We start from the raw sequence: 15,392 nt of genomic DNA on the forward strand, positions 1-15,392 counted from the left end.
CGCCCTGTCGCACGGCGCGGAGAGCGCCGGGCGCGCAGGGCACGGTGGACCGGCAGCGCGTGGCGCGCCGGATCCAGCGGCCGAACCCATGGCCCCGTAACCCGGAGGGAAGCGTGAAGATCCACGAGTACCAGGCGAAGGAGATCCTGCGCCGCTTCGGCGTGGCGGTGCCGCGGGGCTACCTCGCGACGACCCCGCTCGAGGCGGAGGGAGCGGCGCAGCAGCTCGGCGGCGGCATCTGCGTGGTGAAGGCGCAGATCCAGGCGGGCGGCCGCGGCAAGGCCGGCGGCGTGAAGCTCGCGCGCTCCCCCGAGGAGGCGCACCAGCACGCGGCCCTGATGCTCGGCTCGGTCCTCCGGACCGCGCAGACCGGGCCCGAAGGACAGGAGGTCCGCAAGGTCTACGTCGAGGAGGGCTGTCGCATCGCGCGCGAGCTCTACCTCGGCATCACCCTCGATCGCGAGCGCGGCCGCGTCGCGGTCATGGCGTCGTCGGAAGGTGGCGTCGACATCGAGGATGTCGCGAGGAACCACCCGGAGCGGATCCTCCGCGAAGCCGTCGATCCGCTCACCGGGCTGACGCCGTACCAGGCGCGCCGCCTCGCGTTCGGGCTCGAGCTCGTCGGCGAGTCCGTCGACGCGTTCGTGCGGTTCGCGACGGCGCTCCACCGCGCTTACGCCGCGACCGACGCGTCGCTCGCCGAGATCAACCCGCTCGTCCTCACGGTGACGGGCGAGGTCCTGGCGCTCGACGCGAAGATGACGTTCGACGACAACGCGCTCGCCCGGAACCCGGAGATCGCCGCGATGCGGGATCCCGCCGAGGAGGATCCGCGCGAGGCGGACGCGAAGGATCACGACCTCGCGTACATCGCCCTCGACGGCGACATCGGCTGCATGGTGAACGGCGCCGGCCTCGCGATGGCGACGATGGACGTGATCCGCCTCGCGGGCGGGGCGCCGGCGAACTTCCTCGACGTGGGCGGCGGCGCCGACGAGGAGAAGGTCGAGGCCGCGTTCAAGCTGCTGCTCGCCGACCCGCACGTGAAGGCCGTCCTCGTGAACATCTTCGGCGGGATCATGAAGTGCGACGTCATCGCGAACGGGATCGTCGCGGCCGCGAAGCAGGTCGGCCTCGGGATCCCGCTCGTCGTGCGCCTGCAGGGCACGAACGTCGAGCTCGGCAAGGAGATCCTCGCCGCGAGCGACGTCCTCGCCATCCCCGCCGACGACCTCGGCGACGCCGCCCGCAAGGCGGTCGCCGCCGCCCGGGCCGCCTGACCCCAGGACCAGGAGAACGCCATGAGCATCCTCGTGGGCCGGCGGACCCGGCTCCTCGTGCAGGGCATCACCGGATCGGCGGGCAGCTTCCACGCCGAGCAGATGCTGGACTACGGCACGTGCGTCGTCGCCGGCGTCACGCCGGGCCGCGGCGGCACGCGCTTCGAGGGCGCGGTGCCCGTCTTCCACACCGTCGAGCAGGCGGTCCGGGAGACCGGCGCCACCGCGTCGGTGATCTTCGTGCCGCCGCCCTACGCGGCGGACGCGATCCTGGAGGCGGCGGACGCCGGGCTCGAGCTCGTCGTCGCCATCACCGAGGGGATCCCGATCCTCGACATGGTGCGCGTGAAGCGCTTCCTCTCGGATCGCCCCGGCACGCGCCTCCTCGGCCCGAACTGCCCCGGCGTGATCACGCCCGGCGAGTGCAAGATCGGGATCATGCCCGGGCACATCCACCGCCCCGGGCGCGTCGGCATCGTCTCCCGGTCCGGCACGCTCACGTACGAGGCCGTGCACCAGCTCTCGGCGCTCGGCCTCGGGCAGTCGACCGCCGTGGGCATCGGCGGCGACCCCGTGCACGGGACCGACTTCATCGACTGCCTCCGGCTGTTCGAGCGCGATCCGGAGACGGACGCGGTGATCCTCATCGGCGAGATCGGCGGCGCCGAGGAGGAGGCCGCGGCCGCGTGGATCGCTGGCCACATGTCGAAGCCGGTGGTGGGGTTCATCGCCGGACGCACCGCGCCGCCCGGGAAGCGGATGGGCCACGCGGGCGCCGTCATCTCCGGCGGGAGCGGGACCGCGGCCGCCAAGCTCGAGGCGCTCGCGCGCGCCGGCGTGACGCTGTGCGACGGCCCGCACCTCCTCGGCCAGACCATGAAGGACGTGCTCGCCGCGCCGCGCCGGCGGGCCCAGGCCCGGCGCGACCGCGAGCGGCGTGGCGCCGGCGGGACCGCCGTCGTGCCGGCGCGCGCGGCGCGATCGGCGGACCTCGACCTCGACGAGGAGTGAGCGCCCGGTGGGACGACCGGACGTCGCGACGCTGGAGCGGCTCCTGGCGGAGCAACTCGCCGGCGTGCCGCTCACGCGGGTCGAGCGCGCCGAGGCGCTCTGCATGGCCCTCGGCCTCGAGCCGGCGCTCTCGGCCGCGGTGAGCGGACGCGCCGCGGCCACCGTCCGCGCGCGCCGGAGGAGGATCGTCGAGAAGCTCGTGCGCGCCGCCGCCGCCCGCAGGGGCGGGCGACCGCCGCCCTGAGCGGCGAGGGGGGAGCCCCGGCACTCCCTGGCGCTTCGGCGCTCTTCGCGCCGGGCGCGCGGTCAGCGCCGCGGGGCGTCGCCCGGCTCGTCCGGCTCGCCCTCGGGCGGCTTCTCGTTCTCGCCGCCGGACCAGCGCGGGCGCGGCACCTCCGGCGTCTCGGGCGCGGCCGGGTAGGGAAGCGGGGTCTCGTCGGCGATGCCGGGCGGCGCCGGGCCCGGCCCGCCGGCCAGGCCGGGCTCGTCGGTGATCGGGATGCGAGGCTTGTCGTCGGGCATGGGTGCCTCCGTCCGAAACCTAGGGGTGCGCCGCGCCCGCGGAGGAGCGAGCCGCCCGGCCCGGCCGGACGGCCGGCGCATTGGCCTGGCGCGGCCGCCATCCCCATCTTGTGGATGTTCCATCGGGACGAGGCAGCCGAGGTACGCCGCCGGCGCGCGGCCGCACGGTCGGCCCGCGGTGCCCCGGGGAGCACGGACGCCGGCGCGACGGGGCGCCGGCCGGCGAGGAGGATGCCATGAGGGTGGAGGAGCTGATGAGCAGCGCCACCGGCTGCAGGGCGGACGACTCCGTCCGCGACTGCGCGCGGGTGATGCGGGACGAGAGCATCGGATTCATGCCGATCTGCGACGACCACGAGAGGCCCATCGGCGCGATCACCGACCGCGACCTCGCGGTCCGGGTGCTCGCCGACGGGCGGTCGCCGGACGAGAAGGTGCAGTCCTTCATGTCGCGGGGCGTGATCAGCTGCCGGCTCGGCGCGGACGTGCAGGACGCCGAGCGGCTCATGCGCGAGAAGCGCAAGTCGCGGATCATGGTCTGCGACGACGACGGGAAGCTGAAGGGCGTCATCAGCCTCGCCGACATCGCCGACATCGAGAGCGAGCAGTCGGCGGGCGCGACGCTGCAGCAGGTGAAGAGCGATCAGCCGTCGGCGACGCACTGACGGCACCGCCGGCCACCGGGCAGCGCCTTCGCGTGGCGCTGCCCGGGCGCCGGCGGCTTTGGGACCGGAGCGGGCCGACCTCGCCGATCTGCTCGCGGCGACGTGGCCGACTCGCCGGCGCCGCCGCGCGTCACCGCCGCGCGCGGTCGAACAGCGGACCCGGGACCGGCGCCGCCTCGTGCGCGAGCAGCCACCGCTTCCGCGCGAGCCCGCCGGCGTAGCCGGTGAGCGTGCCGTCGGCGCCGATCACCCGGTGGCATGGCACCACGATCGCGAGCGGGTTCTGGCCGTTCGCGGCGCCGACGGCGCGGACCGCCGCGGGGCGGCCGACGGTGCGCGCCAGCTCGCCGTAGGTGCGCGTCTCGCCGAACGGGATCGCGCGGAGCGCCGTCCAGACCGCGCGCTGGAAGTCCGTGCCTCCGAGGTGCAGCGGGAGCTCGAACGCGGTCCTCCGGCCGGCGAGGTACTCCGCGAGCTGCTCCCGGGCGCGCTCGAGCACCGGGTGAGCCGGCGCGGCCTGCGCCGCGACCGCGGACGAGGCGGCCTCGTCCCCGAGGTGTACGGCGACGAGGGCATCGTCGTTCGCGACCAGCGTGATCGTGCCGAGCGGCGAGGGCATCGAGAGCGCGTGTCGGGTCATGGTCGTTCCTCCGTGAGCAGGGTCCACAGGTGGAGCGCGGCGTAGGCGCGCCAGGGTCGCCACCGCTCGGCGCGCCGGAGCGCCTCGCGCTCGGAGCCGCCGAGCGCCGCCCGGAGCCCGAGGTCCCCTGCGGGGAACGCATCGGGCCATCCGAGCGCGCGGAGCGCCACGACCTGCGCGGTCCAGGGTCCGATCCCGGGCAGCGCCTCGAGGCGCGCGACCGTCTCCTCCGGGTCCGCGAGCCGGTCGAGGCGGAGGCCCTCCCGCGCCACCGCCCGGGCGAGGGCGATCACGGTGCGCGCGCGGGCGCCCGGCATCCCGAGCGTCGCGACGTCGCGCTCCGTCGCGGCCGCGAGCACCTCCGCGGCGGGGAAGAGCCTCCGGAGCGCCGGCACCGGGGCCGTGACCGGCGCGCCGAACCGCTCGACCAGCCGCCCGGCGATCGTCGTCGCGCCGCGCACCGAGACCTGCTGGCCGAGCACCGCGCGGACCGCGACCTCGAACCCGTCGAACGCACCCGGCACGCGCAGGCCCGGGTGACGCGCGACGAGCGGCCCGAGGAGGCGATCCGGCCGGAGGTGCGCGTCGATCGCGGCAGGCCGTGCGTCGAGGTCGGCGAGCGCCCGGACCCGGCCGGCGACGTCGACGAGCGCGCCGGCGAGCGCGGGCGCGACCTCGACGCGGAGCGCCGGACGGCCGCGCTCCGGGCGCACCGCGATCCAGCCGGCGCGCCCGCCCATCGCGACGGTGCGCCGGTAGACGCCGCCCTCGATCGACTCGACCCCTGGGGTCGCCCGCGGCCGGAGGAACGCGAGCAGCGCGGCCCAGTCGAGCGGGGGCCGGTGGTCGAGACGGAGGGCGATGGCGCCGTCCTCGCCGCTCCCGTGCTCGCGCCGCACCGCCGACGGCGGCCGCCCGAAGCGAGCCCGGAACAGCGCGTTGAAGCGGCGCACGCTCGCGAAGCCGCTCGCGAGCGCGACCTCGGCGAGCGGGAGCGCCGTGTCGTGGAGCAGCTGCTTCGCGACGGCGAGCCGGCGCGTCTGCGCGACGTCGATCGGCGAGACGCCGAGCGCCGCGGTCATCGCGCGCCGCAGGTGTCGATCCGAGACGCCGAGCTCCGCGGCGAGGCCGTCGACCGCGCCGCCGTCGAGCCGCCCCGAGGCGATCCGCGCGACGGCCGACGCGACCAGGCGCGGGAGCGCGTCGACCGGGGCGCCGCCCGGCGCGAGCTCCGGGCGACACCGGAAGCACGCGCGGAACCCGTCGCGCTCCGCCTCGGCGGCGGTCCGGAAGAACCGGCACCGGTCCCGCCCGGGCGTCCGCGCCGGGCACACCGGCCGGCAGTACACGCCGGTCGTCGAGACGCCGACGAAGAACAGCCCGTCGAACCGGGCGTCCCGGGCGCACAGGGCGCGATAGCAGGTGTTCGCCTCCAGGGTCACGCCGCCTTCCCTACCCCGGCGGCCACGCGCCGTCTGGCCGTTTCCGGACCTGGTCGCGAGATCCGGCCGTGGCGCCCGGTCGCCCGTGCGGGGCTCCCGTGGCCAGGCAGCGCCCGCCGACGGGCGAACCCGCGTGCGCCGTGCCGGCGCCGGGCGGCGGCGCGACGATCGCCTCGTCACCGGAGGTGGGACGATGGCCGAGACGAGACGAGGCGGGTTCCACGCGCTCGAGAAGAAGATCCACGACATCGAGGAGAAGGATCGCGAGGCGGCCGAGCGGAAGCCGGAGGAGGCGCGCCGCGCGAAGAACGAGGACCGCGAGGCGGCGGCTCGGATCCGTCCGCCGCCGGCCCACGACGAATGAGCTCGGAAGGCCGTCCGTGGTGAGCCATTCGGACCACGGACGGCCGTCCTCCGCTGGATCGGGCTCCCGGCGAACGGCCGAGGCTCAGGCCGACAGCCGCTCGGGCGCGGCGGCCGTCTCGGGCGGCGTCTCGGGGCCGAACGCCGCCTCGACCAGCTCCCGCGCCGGCGGCCGCCCGAGGAGGGACACCGCGGGCACGACGAGGAGCGGGAGCACCATCGCGATCGCGCCCGCGAGGGGCACGCCGTCCGCGCCCCAGAGCGGGAACAGGACGAACGCCGACGCGAGGCCGGTCGCGATCCCGGCCCACACGCCGGCCGCGGTCGTGCGCCGCCAGAAGAGGCCGTAGAGGTAAGGCGCCAGGAACACGCCGGACAGCGTCCCCCAGCTCATCACCATCAGGTTCACGATCACCGCCGGCTTCGAGAGGGCGATGACGAGCGAGAGCCCGACGAAAGCCGCGCAGAGCGTGCGGAGGAGCGCCATCGTCCGGCGCGGCTGCCGCTGGTGGTCGATGAAGGCGCCGTAGACGTCGATGGCGATCGCGGAGCTCGACACGAGCACGAGCGAGGACAGGCTCGACATCGACGCCGAGAACACCATCAGCACGATCACCAGCACGAGCGCCTCGGGGAGGCCGGTCGTGGTGATGAAGTGCGGCATGATCTTGTCCCAGATCGGCCCCTGCGGCCCGAGGAGCGCGGGCGGCAGCTTCGGCCCGTAGTAGAGGTGGGTGAGCGCGCCGCTGAAGTACGCGCCGAACGCCATGAACAGCGCGAAGACGCTCGCGATGACGAGGGCGCGCTTCACGTCGGCGCGGCTGCGGATCGAGTAGAACTTCTGGACCATCTGCGGCAGCGCCCACGGCCCGAAGCTCGTGATGAGCACGAGCGCTGCGAGCGTGAGCCAGCCCGGGATCGCCACCGCGAGCGGAGACCCCGCCCCCACCTGCTTCACCGCGACGAGCCCGGGCGCCATCACCTTCGGGTCGCCGAGGAGCTGCCCGGTGGCGGCGACGAAGCCGCCCGTCTCCGGCCGGTGGGCGAGCAGCCACACCATCAGCATGACACCCGCGAACTCCACGATGCCGCGGATGAAGTCGCTCACCGCGACCGCGAAGTAGCCGCCCATGGAGAGGTAGATCGCGGTGATGGCCGCGAGCAGGTAGAGCGCGGTGTCGTACCGGATGTGCAGGGTCATCTCGAACAGGTACGAGAGACCCATCAGCACCGACGCCGAGTACGGCACGAGGAACACGAACACCACCGCGGCGGCGACGACCTGGAGCCCCTTGCTCCCGTAGCGCGCCCCGAGGAGCTCCGGCATCGTGATGGCGCCGAGCCGGGCGGTCATGTCGCGCGTCCGGCCCGCGAGCAGGCGCCACGCGAGCAGCGTCCCGACGACCGTGTTGCCGAGCACGATCCACATCGTGTGGATCCCGAAGCCCCACCCCAGCTTGCCGGCGTAGCCGATGAAGAGGACGGCGGAGAAGTAGGTCGTGCCGTAGGCGAAGGCGCTCATCCACGGGCCGAGCGTCCGGCCGCCGATGAAGAAGTCCTGGACGTCGCGCGTGCGCTTCATCGCGACCCAGCCGACGGCCAGCATCGCGAGCACGTACAGGACCACGATCCCGACGTAGAGGGCGGAGGGCATCCGGGCACTGTACCGCGCCGGCGGCGGCCCGAGCACCCCGCGACGCGGAAAGCGCTCGCCGGCCCGGCCGCCGCGAGGGCGGCGCGGACGCGGCCGGGCCCGGCCGCGACGTACCTTTGCTCGTATGCGGGTGCGCGACGCGCTGCTCGGGAAGCCCATCCCCGACTCCGAGGCGGAGTCGGAGAGCCTCGGACCCGCCGAGGCGGTGCCGGTGCTGGGCCTCGACGCGCTCGCGTCGGCGGCCTACGGGCCGGAGGCGGCGCTGGCGGTGCTCGTCGCGCTCGGCGCGGCGGGCGTCCGCTTCATCGTCCCGATCACCGCCGCGATCGTCGTCCTGCTGCTCCTCGTCCAGACCTCCTACCGCCACACCATCTCGGCATACCCGGACGGTGGGGGGTCGTACACGGTCGCGAAGGAGAACCTCGGGCGAGGCGCGAGCCTCCTCGCCGCGGCTTCGCTCTCCGTCGACTACGTGCTGAACGTCGCCGTCGCCATCTCCGCGGGTGTGGGGGCGCTCGTCTCGGCGATGCCGGTGCTCCACCGCCACACCCTCGGGCTCTGTCTCGCGCTCCTCGTCCTCCTGACCTTCGCGAACCTCCGCGGCCTGCGCACCACCGGCGCGGCGTTCATGGTGCCTACCTACGCGTTCGTCGCGTGCCTGGGGGTCGCCATCGCGGTCGGCGTCGCGCGGCTGGTCGCGGCCGGCGGCCACCCGGCGCCGGTGGTCGCGCCGTCCGCGCTCCGTCCCGCGGTGGAGGCGGCCGGGGCGTGGGTGATCCTCCGCGCCTTCGCGAGCGGCTGCACCGCGATGACCGGCGTCGAGGCGGTCTCGAACGCGGTCCCGGTGTTCCGCGAGCCGGCGCAGCGGAACGCGGAGCGCACGCTCTCCATCATCATCGGCATCCTGGTCTTCCTGCTCGCCGGCATCGCGATCCTCGCGCGCGCGTACGGGATCGGCGCGACCGACCCCGAGCGGCCCGGCTACCAGAGCGTGCTCTCGCAGGTCGTGGCCGCCGTCTTCGGCCGCGGGGTCGTCTACGACGTCTCGATCGCCAGCATCATGACGGTCCTCTGTCTCTCGGCGAACACGAGCTTCGCCGACTTCCCGCGCCTCTGCCGCTCGCTCGCGCTGGACGGCTACCTCCCCGAGGCGTTCGCCCACGCCGGCCGCCGCCTCGTCTACTCGACCGGGATCCTCTTCCTCTCCGCGACCGCCGCCGCCTTGCTCGTCGTGTTTCGCGGCGTGACCGAGCGGCTCGTGCCGCTCTTCGCGGTGGGCGCCTTCGCCGCGTTCACGCTGTCGCAGGCCGGGATGGTCCGTCACTGGCACCGGCGACGGCGCGACCGCGGCGCGCGCCGCGCCCTGTGGATCAACGGCGCCGGCGCGGTCGCGACGGCCGTGACGCTCGTCGTCGTGCTGGCCTCCAAGCTCCTCGAGGGCGCCTGGATCACCGTCCTCGTCATCCCCGCGCTGATCCTGGTCTTCCGGCGGACGAGCGCCCGGTACGAGGAGGCCGCCCGGGCGTGCGACGCCGACGCCGCCCTCGACGTCACCGACCTCGCCCCACCCATCGCGGTGGTGCCGGTGAAGCGGCTCGACGCGCTCACGTTCAAGGCGCTGCGCTTCGCGCTCGGCATCTCCCCGCGCGTCCATGCCGTCCAGGTGCTCGCGGCGGGCCACGCCCACGAGGATCTCTCGACGCGCTGGGCGGACGCGGTGGAGCGGCCGTGCCGCGCGGCGGGGCTCCCGCCGCCCGAGCTCGCCGTGCTGCGCTCCCGGTACCGGCAGGTCGTCGATCCGCTGCTCGGGTACGTGCACCGGCTCGCCGCGGAGGATCGCTCGCGCTTCATCGCGGTGCTCGTGCCCGAGCTCGTCGAGGCGCGCTGGTACCACTACCTGCTCTTCAGCCACACCGCGACGCTGCTCAAGATGATGCTGCTCTTCCGCGGCGGGCCACAGGTCGTGGTCGTGAACGCGCCCTGGTACCTCGACGCGCCGCGCCGGCGTCGGGCGCGGCGGGGGCGCCGCGGCGTCGTGCCGCTCGCGGCGCACACCGCCGAGCGGTGACGCTGGCCGCCGTCAGCCGGCCGGCGGCGGCTCGACGACGCGCCGGAAGGCCTCGGGCATGCTCACCACCTTCCGCGCGGCGTAGTCGAACCAGAGCAGGCCGGTCGCGACGCGCGCGATCTCCTGGCCCGTCGCCCGGTCGCGCATGCGGTACAGCAGCTCGGTGCGGCGCGAGCGGACCTCGCCGGCCGCGAGCTCCACCTCGAGCACCATCCCGTAGCGCCCCTCGGCGCGATACTGGACCATCGCGTCCGCCATCACGAGCCCGACCCCCGCGACGTCGAGCTCGGATGCGAACCCGTGCGCGACGAGGAACCGGAGCCGCACCTCCTGCGCCAGCGCGAGCACCGCGTCGTTGCCGAGGTGCCCGCCGTAGTTCACGTCGTCGATGCGGATCGGCAGCTCGGTCCGGAAGAGGGCGTGCTCGGGGAACGGGATCTCGACGCGGGGCATGCTCCGATCAAGCACGAACGCGGCGCGGAACGCCACCCTGCAGCACACGGCAGGCTCGGGGGGCCTCGTGGACGCCGCTAGAACGTGAACACGAGGCGCGCGGGGACCTTCGCCTTCTCCACCTCCTCGAAGCTCTCGTTCACCTGCTCCAGCTTCCGGATGTCGTAGACGACGCGCGTGCGCTTCCGCGCGTGCAGCTCGAAGACCTCCGCGAGGTCCGCGCGCGTGCCGACGATCGACCCCACCACGGTGATCCCGTGCAGGACCGTCTCGAAGATCGGCAGCTGCATGAAGTTGTCCGCGGGCAGCGCGACGAACGCGAGCGTCCCGCCGCGGCGCAGCGACCGGTACGCCTGCTCGAACGCCTTGGGCGACACCGCGACGCAGACGGCCTGATCGGCGCCGCCGAGCTTCCGGATCGCCTCGACCGGGTCCTCCTGCCGCGGGTTCACGGTGTAGTCGGCGCCGAGCGTCCTCGCGAGCTCGAGCTTGTCTTCCACGAGGTCGACCGCCACCACCGTGCCTCCCGCGATCTTCCCGTACTGGACGGCGAGGTGGCCGAGGCCGCCGATCCCGAACACCGCGACGAGATCCGACGACCGCGTCCCGGCCACCTTGACCGCCTTGTAGGTCGTCACGCCGGCGCAGGTGAGCGGGGCGGCATCGTTCGGGTCGACGCCCGCCGGGACCTTCCCGACGTAGAGGGCGGAGGCGCGCGCGTACTCCGCGTACGAGCCGTCGACGGAGTACCCGGTGTTCTGCTGCAGCTCGCAGAGCGTCTCGCGGCCCGACGTGCAGTACTCGCAGACCCCGCACGCCGAGCCGAGCCACGGGATGCAGACGCGGTCGCCCTCCTTCACCGTCGATACGCCGGCGCCGACGCTCTCGACGATCCCGACGCCCTCGTGCCCCGGGATGAGCGGGAGCTTGGGCTTCACCGGCCAATCCCCGTGCGCGGCGTGGATATCGGTGTGGCACAGCCCCGACGCCTCGATCTTCACCACCACCTCGCCGGGGCCGGGCGTGGGCTTCGGCAGGTCCTCGATGCGCAGCGGCGCCTTGAACTCTCTCACGACGGCGGCCTTCATGGCGCGTACCTCCTCGTGCTCGGCCGGGCGGGCGCTCGCATCCGGCCCGGCTGCGCATGGGGTAGTTGCGGGCGCCGGACGGCGCTCCGGTCAAAGGGAGCACGCAGGGCGCAGGTCATGGGTGGCGCTCGCCTGCGCCCTCGCCGGCCAGCGGTGCGCCGGCGGCTCCACGACGCGCCCGACACGCGCTCGGACCGGCGAACGCGCCGTTCGCGGCGCTCAGCCCCCCGCCACCGCGCGGCGGTCGTCGGCGCAGCCGTTCACCTCGACCGTCACGTGCGCGAGATCCGGGAATCCGCCGAGGAGCCCCCGGTAGTACGCCGGTTCCCGCGGCGCGTGCGTCACCACCGAGACGATGACCGCGAGGTGCCTCGGCCCGACGCGCCAGACGTGAAGATCGGCGACGCGGTCGTCGCCGTCCGTCTCGATCGCGGCCGCGATCGCGCGGCGTCGCGCCGCCTGCACCTCCGCGTCGAGGAGCACCGCGCTCGTGTCCCGGAGCAGCCCGACCGACCAGCGCGCGATGACGAGCGAGCCGACCACCCCCATCGCCGGGTCCATCCAGGTCCAGCCGAGGCTCCGGCCGGCGAGGAGCGCGACGATCGCGAGCACGGAGGTGAGCGCGTCCGCGAGCACGTGGAGGTACGCCGCCCGCCGGTTGTGATCCGGGTGCGCCCCGTGGTCGTGGTGTTCGTCGTCGTGGTGTTCGTCGTGGTCGTGACGCTCGTCGTGGCCGTGTCCGTGTCCGTGATCCTCCCGGAGGAGGAGCGCGCACCCGAGGTTCACGGCCAGGCCGAGCACGGCGACGGCGATGGCCTCGTCGAACTGGATCGCGACGGGCGAGGCGAGGCGAGTCACGCTCTCCCCGAGCACGAGCAGGGCGACGACGGCGAGGCCGACCGCGCTCGCGAACCCGCCGAGCGCGCCGACCTTGCCGGTGCCGAAGCTGTACCGCGGGTCGCCGGCGTGCTTGCGGGCGTACGCGTAGGCGAACAGCGCGACGCCGAGCGCCGCGGCGTGCGTCCCCATGTGCCAGCCGTCCGCGAGGAGCGCCATCGACCGGAACGCGGTCCCGGCCGCGATCTCCCCGACCATCATGACGAGCGTGATGCCGACGACCCAGCGGGTCCGGCGCTCGCCCTCCACGCCCGCGTTCGCGCCGAACGCGTGGCCGTGCTGCCACGCCTGGAGCCGTTCCGTGTGCATGCCGCCTCCGCGCGCGGGTCTTATCAGCTCCCGGCGCGCGGCGCAGCGCGTTGCCCGTGCGGCGCGCCGATCCGGGAAGGATCGCTGCGCTGTCATCGGCTCACCGGTCACGGCATGGCCGGACGCGCCCGCGGCGACACTCGCCAGCGGAGCGATGGGTCGGCGTCGACGCGACACCCGCCGCCGCGGCACGCCCCCCCGACAGCGCCGCCACGCGGGACCCGCCCGATCGGGGCACGAGAACCGCTCGGCGCGGGCAGGCTGGCGTCCGCCCGCCACGGCGCGACGCGGCGAAGCGCGGGCGCGATGTTCAAGTTGCCTTCATGGTGCGGTTGCTCGTCGTCGACGACGAGGAGGACATCCGCGAGGCGGTGGCGGAGGTCCTCCATCGGGAGGGGTTCGTGGTGGAGACCGCCCGCGACGGCGAGCAGGCGCTCGAGAAGGCGACGGCAGCCCGCGTGTACTCCGCGATCCTCCTCGACCTCATGATGCCGCGCATGGATGGCTGGCAGTTCCGGGAGCGGCAGCGCGCGGACCCAACGATCGCGGGGATCCCGGTCATCATCGTGTCGGCGACGGTGCCCGACCGCATCGACGCCGACGCGGTGCTCCCGAAGCCCTTCGACGCCGAGGACCTCGTGCGGACCGTGCGGTCCGTAGTGGCGGCACGAGCGGCGCCCGTCGCGTAGACCGCGACGCCGCCCCGATCCGGCCCCACCGCACGAGGGGACCTCCGCGCGTGTGGAGCGTCGCCTCGAACGCGTCTTCTTGTCGCGAGGCGGTCGCCCCGCGTCCTGTTCCCACGTCCGCGGGTCTCTACTCGTGAACGGCGCGACCCTCCGGTCGCGTTCCGCACCGTCCCAGCAAACGGGGGAACACCATGCAGCGACGGATCACGGGCGCGTCGCGCGCCGCCCTCGTCGTCCTGGCCGCGCTCTCGATCGCGGCCGGCAAGACCGACGAGAAGACCCACCGACTCCGCGTGCTCGCCACGACCGACGAGCACTCCCACCTGTTCGCGATCGCCCCGGAGGTGGACGACTTCCCGCTCCCCTCCACCGCGGGCATCGGCGCCCTGAAGGGCGGCGTCGCACGGCGTGCAACGGTCCTCGCGGCGGCGCGCGCCGATCGGAACGTCGACACGGTGACGCTCTCGAACGGCGACTTCAGCCAGGGCACGCTCGCATCCACCGCGTTCGCGGTCGCGAGCTTCGATCTCGTGATCATGAAGCTCCTCGGCTACGACGCGGTCGCGCTCGGCAACCACGAGTTCGATCTCGGGCCCTACGGGCTCGCGCTGTCGCTCCAGGCGGCCGCCGCGAACGGCGGGCGACCGCCGATCGTCGCCGCGAACCTCTTCTTCTCGGAGGGCGGCGCCGACGCCGCTCTCGCGGCGCTCACCGGCGGGATCGGCTCCGGAAAGCCCATCACCTCCGGAACCGTCGTCACGACCTCGAGCGGCCTCAAGGTCGGCGTGGTCGGCGCGATCGGCCCTTCGGCCGCGTTCGACGCGACGCCGACCGCCGCGCCGGTGACGTTCACCGGAGGCGCAGACCCGCGCGACGTCCCCGCCGCCGTCGCCGCCATCGCCGGCGTGGTGCAGCCGGTCATCGACGCGCTCCGGAAGGACCAGGGCGTGGACGCCATCATCCTCCTCGCCCATGCCGGCGCGAGCGGCTCCGCCACGCATCCGACCGAGGGCGATCTGCTCGTCGGGGCGCTCCGCGGCGTCGACCTGATGGTGGCGGGCCACAGCCACGCGCAGCCGGATCGCCTCCTCGTGGCGACGGACGCGGACGGTCGCGCCGTCCCGATCGTCCAGCCCGGGCCGTTCGGCAACGAGATCGCCCAGATCGAGCTCGTGATCCGTCCCGGCAAGCGGCCCGCGCTGGCGGACGACGGCGACGTCCCGCTGTACCTGCCGGTCGACGACCGCGTGGTGCCGACCGAGGATCCGGTCATCCGCGGAACGCTCGACGGCGTGATCGCGGCGATCGAGAACGGGTTCGTCGCCCCGACGCTGTCGCTGATCGAGGGCGCCCCCGTCGTCTTCGACCCGGCCCACGTCGGCGGCCTCTACTACCGCTCGCTCGGCCACACGACGTTCGACGTCCTCGGCGACAGCGTCGACGGTGAGACGAACGTCCTGAACCTCGACACCGACGCGCTCCGCGCCGTCGCGAACGCGCTGGGCCAGCCCGCGCCCGTCGCCCTCCAGGCCGCCGGCGCCGTCTTCGGAGACATCGTGCGCGGCCGGACCGGCACGCTCGCGTTCGCGGACCTCTACCGCGTCCTACCGCTCGGCGTCGATCCCGCCGACGGCTCGCCCGGGTACCCGGTGGTGCGGCTCCACCTTCGCGCCGCGGACCTGTTCGGCGCGCTCGAGCAGACGCTCCAGTTCGCGCGGGTGAACAACGACTTCTATCTCTCGCCGTCCGGCCTCGCGGTCACCTACGACGCCACGCGGCCGCCGTTCTCGCCGGCGTCACCCGGGTCCGGCTGGATCACGCATCTCGCCCTCGTGGATGCCGCGAGCGAGACCGTGCTGTTCGACGCTGACGGCGGCTGGCGAGTGAACCCCTTCACCACGCTCGTCCCGATCGTCACGACCTACCAGGTCGCCGCGTTCGCGTCGTCCTTCGGGATCGTGCCGCGGGACGCGAACGGCGACCCCGTCTCGCTCTCGAGCGCGGTCCTTCGCTGGCCGGTCGCGGGTGCGCCCGCCGTGAAGGACCACCAGGCGTTCGCGCGATACGTTCGCACCCGCTGTCTCCAGAACGGCGGCGAGCTGCCGTCGGAGTACGACGCGGCGATGCCGCAGGGGGCCGTCCCGCGCCGCGTCCTCTGCACCGGCACCGCCTGTCCGTAGGAACGTCCGCGGAGGGCGCCGCCGCGATGCGTCGCGCGGCCGGCGCCCTCCCGCCCGCCTCCCCTCCACCGCGCGTCGACCGCTCCGGGCGTGCGGCTCGCGACGCCCGGACCGATCAAGGCGGTGAGGCG

Annotated in this window: 15 protein-coding genes; 8 read left to right on the forward strand and 7 right to left on the reverse strand. The window is 74.4% G+C overall.

Annotation, left to right across the window (positions count from 1 at the left end; translation table 11 throughout):
- Positions 1–113 precede the first annotated feature (113 nt).
- Genes sucC through AMOR_RS10890 form a run of 3 tightly spaced genes read left to right on the forward strand, consistent with a single transcriptional unit; the run spans position 114 to position 2,535 of the window.
- The gene (gene sucC / locus AMOR_RS10880) at positions 114–1,280 is read left to right on the forward strand and encodes an ADP-forming succinate--CoA ligase subunit beta (protein ID WP_248360919.1); all 1,167 of its coding nucleotides are present in this window, start codon (positions 114–116) and stop codon (positions 1,278–1,280) included.
- Positions 1,281–1,301: 21 nt separating this feature from the next.
- Positions 1,302–2,291: a succinate--CoA ligase subunit alpha gene (gene sucD / locus AMOR_RS10885; RefSeq protein WP_248360921.1), complete on the forward strand. Its 990-nt coding sequence runs from the start codon at positions 1,302–1,304 to the stop codon at positions 2,289–2,291.
- 7 nt (positions 2,292–2,298) lie between these two features.
- A complete protein-coding gene (locus AMOR_RS10890) occupies positions 2,299–2,535 on the forward strand; it encodes a hypothetical protein (RefSeq protein ID WP_248360923.1) in 237 nt (78 codons plus the stop codon).
- 62 nt (positions 2,536–2,597) lie between these two features.
- On the opposite strand, the gene AMOR_RS10895 is transcribed toward AMOR_RS10890, so the two are convergent.
- On the reverse strand, positions 2,598–2,813 hold the full coding sequence (locus AMOR_RS10895) for a hypothetical protein (protein WP_248360925.1): 216 nt from the start codon (positions 2,811–2,813) through the stop codon (positions 2,598–2,600).
- A gap of 236 nt (positions 2,814–3,049) precedes the next feature.
- On the opposite strand from AMOR_RS10895, the gene AMOR_RS10900 reads away from it, so the two are divergent.
- Positions 3,050–3,478, forward strand: a complete 429-nt coding sequence (locus AMOR_RS10900; RefSeq protein WP_248360927.1) for a CBS domain-containing protein — start codon at positions 3,050–3,052, stop codon at positions 3,476–3,478.
- A 130-nt stretch (positions 3,479–3,608) separates the two neighbouring features.
- Here AMOR_RS10900 and AMOR_RS10905 read toward each other — a convergent pair whose 3' ends face one another.
- A complete protein-coding gene (locus AMOR_RS10905) occupies positions 3,609–4,118 on the reverse strand; it encodes a methylated-DNA--[protein]-cysteine S-methyltransferase (protein ID WP_248360929.1) in 510 nt (169 codons plus the stop codon).
- Positions 4,115–5,560, reverse strand: a complete 1,446-nt coding sequence (locus tag AMOR_RS10910) for a DNA-3-methyladenine glycosylase 2 family protein (RefSeq protein WP_248360931.1) — start codon at positions 5,558–5,560, stop codon at positions 4,115–4,117. Before AMOR_RS10910 ends, AMOR_RS10905 begins: the two co-directional genes overlap by 4 nt.
- Positions 5,561–5,753: 193 nt before the next feature.
- Between AMOR_RS10910 and AMOR_RS10915 the strand changes: the two genes are divergently transcribed.
- Positions 5,754–5,924, forward strand: coding sequence for a hypothetical protein (locus AMOR_RS10915; RefSeq protein ID WP_248360933.1), 171 nt, complete (start codon positions 5,754–5,756; stop codon positions 5,922–5,924).
- An 84-nt stretch (positions 5,925–6,008) separates the two neighbouring features.
- Here the strand turns inward: AMOR_RS10915 and AMOR_RS10920 are convergent, their stop codons facing one another.
- Positions 6,009–7,577: a sodium:solute symporter family protein gene (locus tag AMOR_RS10920; protein WP_248360935.1), complete on the reverse strand. Its 1,569-nt coding sequence runs from the start codon at positions 7,575–7,577 to the stop codon at positions 6,009–6,011.
- Between the two features lie 124 nt (positions 7,578–7,701).
- Between AMOR_RS10920 and AMOR_RS10925 the strand changes: the two genes are divergently transcribed.
- Positions 7,702–9,645: an APC family permease gene (locus AMOR_RS10925; RefSeq protein WP_248360936.1), complete on the forward strand. Its 1,944-nt coding sequence runs from the start codon at positions 7,702–7,704 to the stop codon at positions 9,643–9,645.
- Between the two features lie 12 nt (positions 9,646–9,657).
- On the opposite strand, the gene AMOR_RS10930 is transcribed toward AMOR_RS10925, so the two are convergent.
- The 3 genes from AMOR_RS10930 to dmeF form a co-directional block, all read right to left on the reverse strand.
- On the reverse strand, positions 9,658–10,098 hold the full coding sequence (locus AMOR_RS10930) for an acyl-CoA thioesterase (RefSeq protein WP_248360938.1): 441 nt from the start codon (positions 10,096–10,098) through the stop codon (positions 9,658–9,660).
- A 77-nt stretch (positions 10,099–10,175) separates the two neighbouring features.
- Entirely contained in the window at positions 10,176–11,186 is a 1,011-nt protein-coding gene (gene adhP, locus AMOR_RS10935) for an alcohol dehydrogenase AdhP (protein WP_248360940.1), read from the reverse strand.
- 219 nt (positions 11,187–11,405) lie between these two features.
- Positions 11,406–12,392: a CDF family Co(II)/Ni(II) efflux transporter DmeF gene (gene dmeF, locus AMOR_RS10940; RefSeq protein ID WP_248360942.1), complete on the reverse strand. Its 987-nt coding sequence runs from the start codon at positions 12,390–12,392 to the stop codon at positions 11,406–11,408.
- A gap of 323 nt (positions 12,393–12,715) precedes the next feature.
- On the opposite strand from dmeF, the gene AMOR_RS10945 reads away from it, so the two are divergent.
- Entirely contained in the window at positions 12,716–13,081 is a 366-nt protein-coding gene (locus AMOR_RS10945) for a response regulator transcription factor (protein ID WP_248360944.1), read from the forward strand.
- Between the two features lie 191 nt (positions 13,082–13,272).
- Positions 13,273–15,261, forward strand: a complete 1,989-nt coding sequence (locus tag AMOR_RS10950; protein ID WP_248360946.1) for a bifunctional metallophosphatase/5'-nucleotidase — start codon at positions 13,273–13,275, stop codon at positions 15,259–15,261.
- The last annotated feature ends 131 nt before the right edge of the window (positions 15,262–15,392 follow it).

It is taken from the genome of Anaeromyxobacter oryzae (assembly GCF_023169945.1).
In the GTDB taxonomy this organism is placed as follows: Bacteria; Myxococcota; Myxococcia; order Myxococcales; family Anaeromyxobacteraceae; genus Anaeromyxobacter; species Anaeromyxobacter oryzae.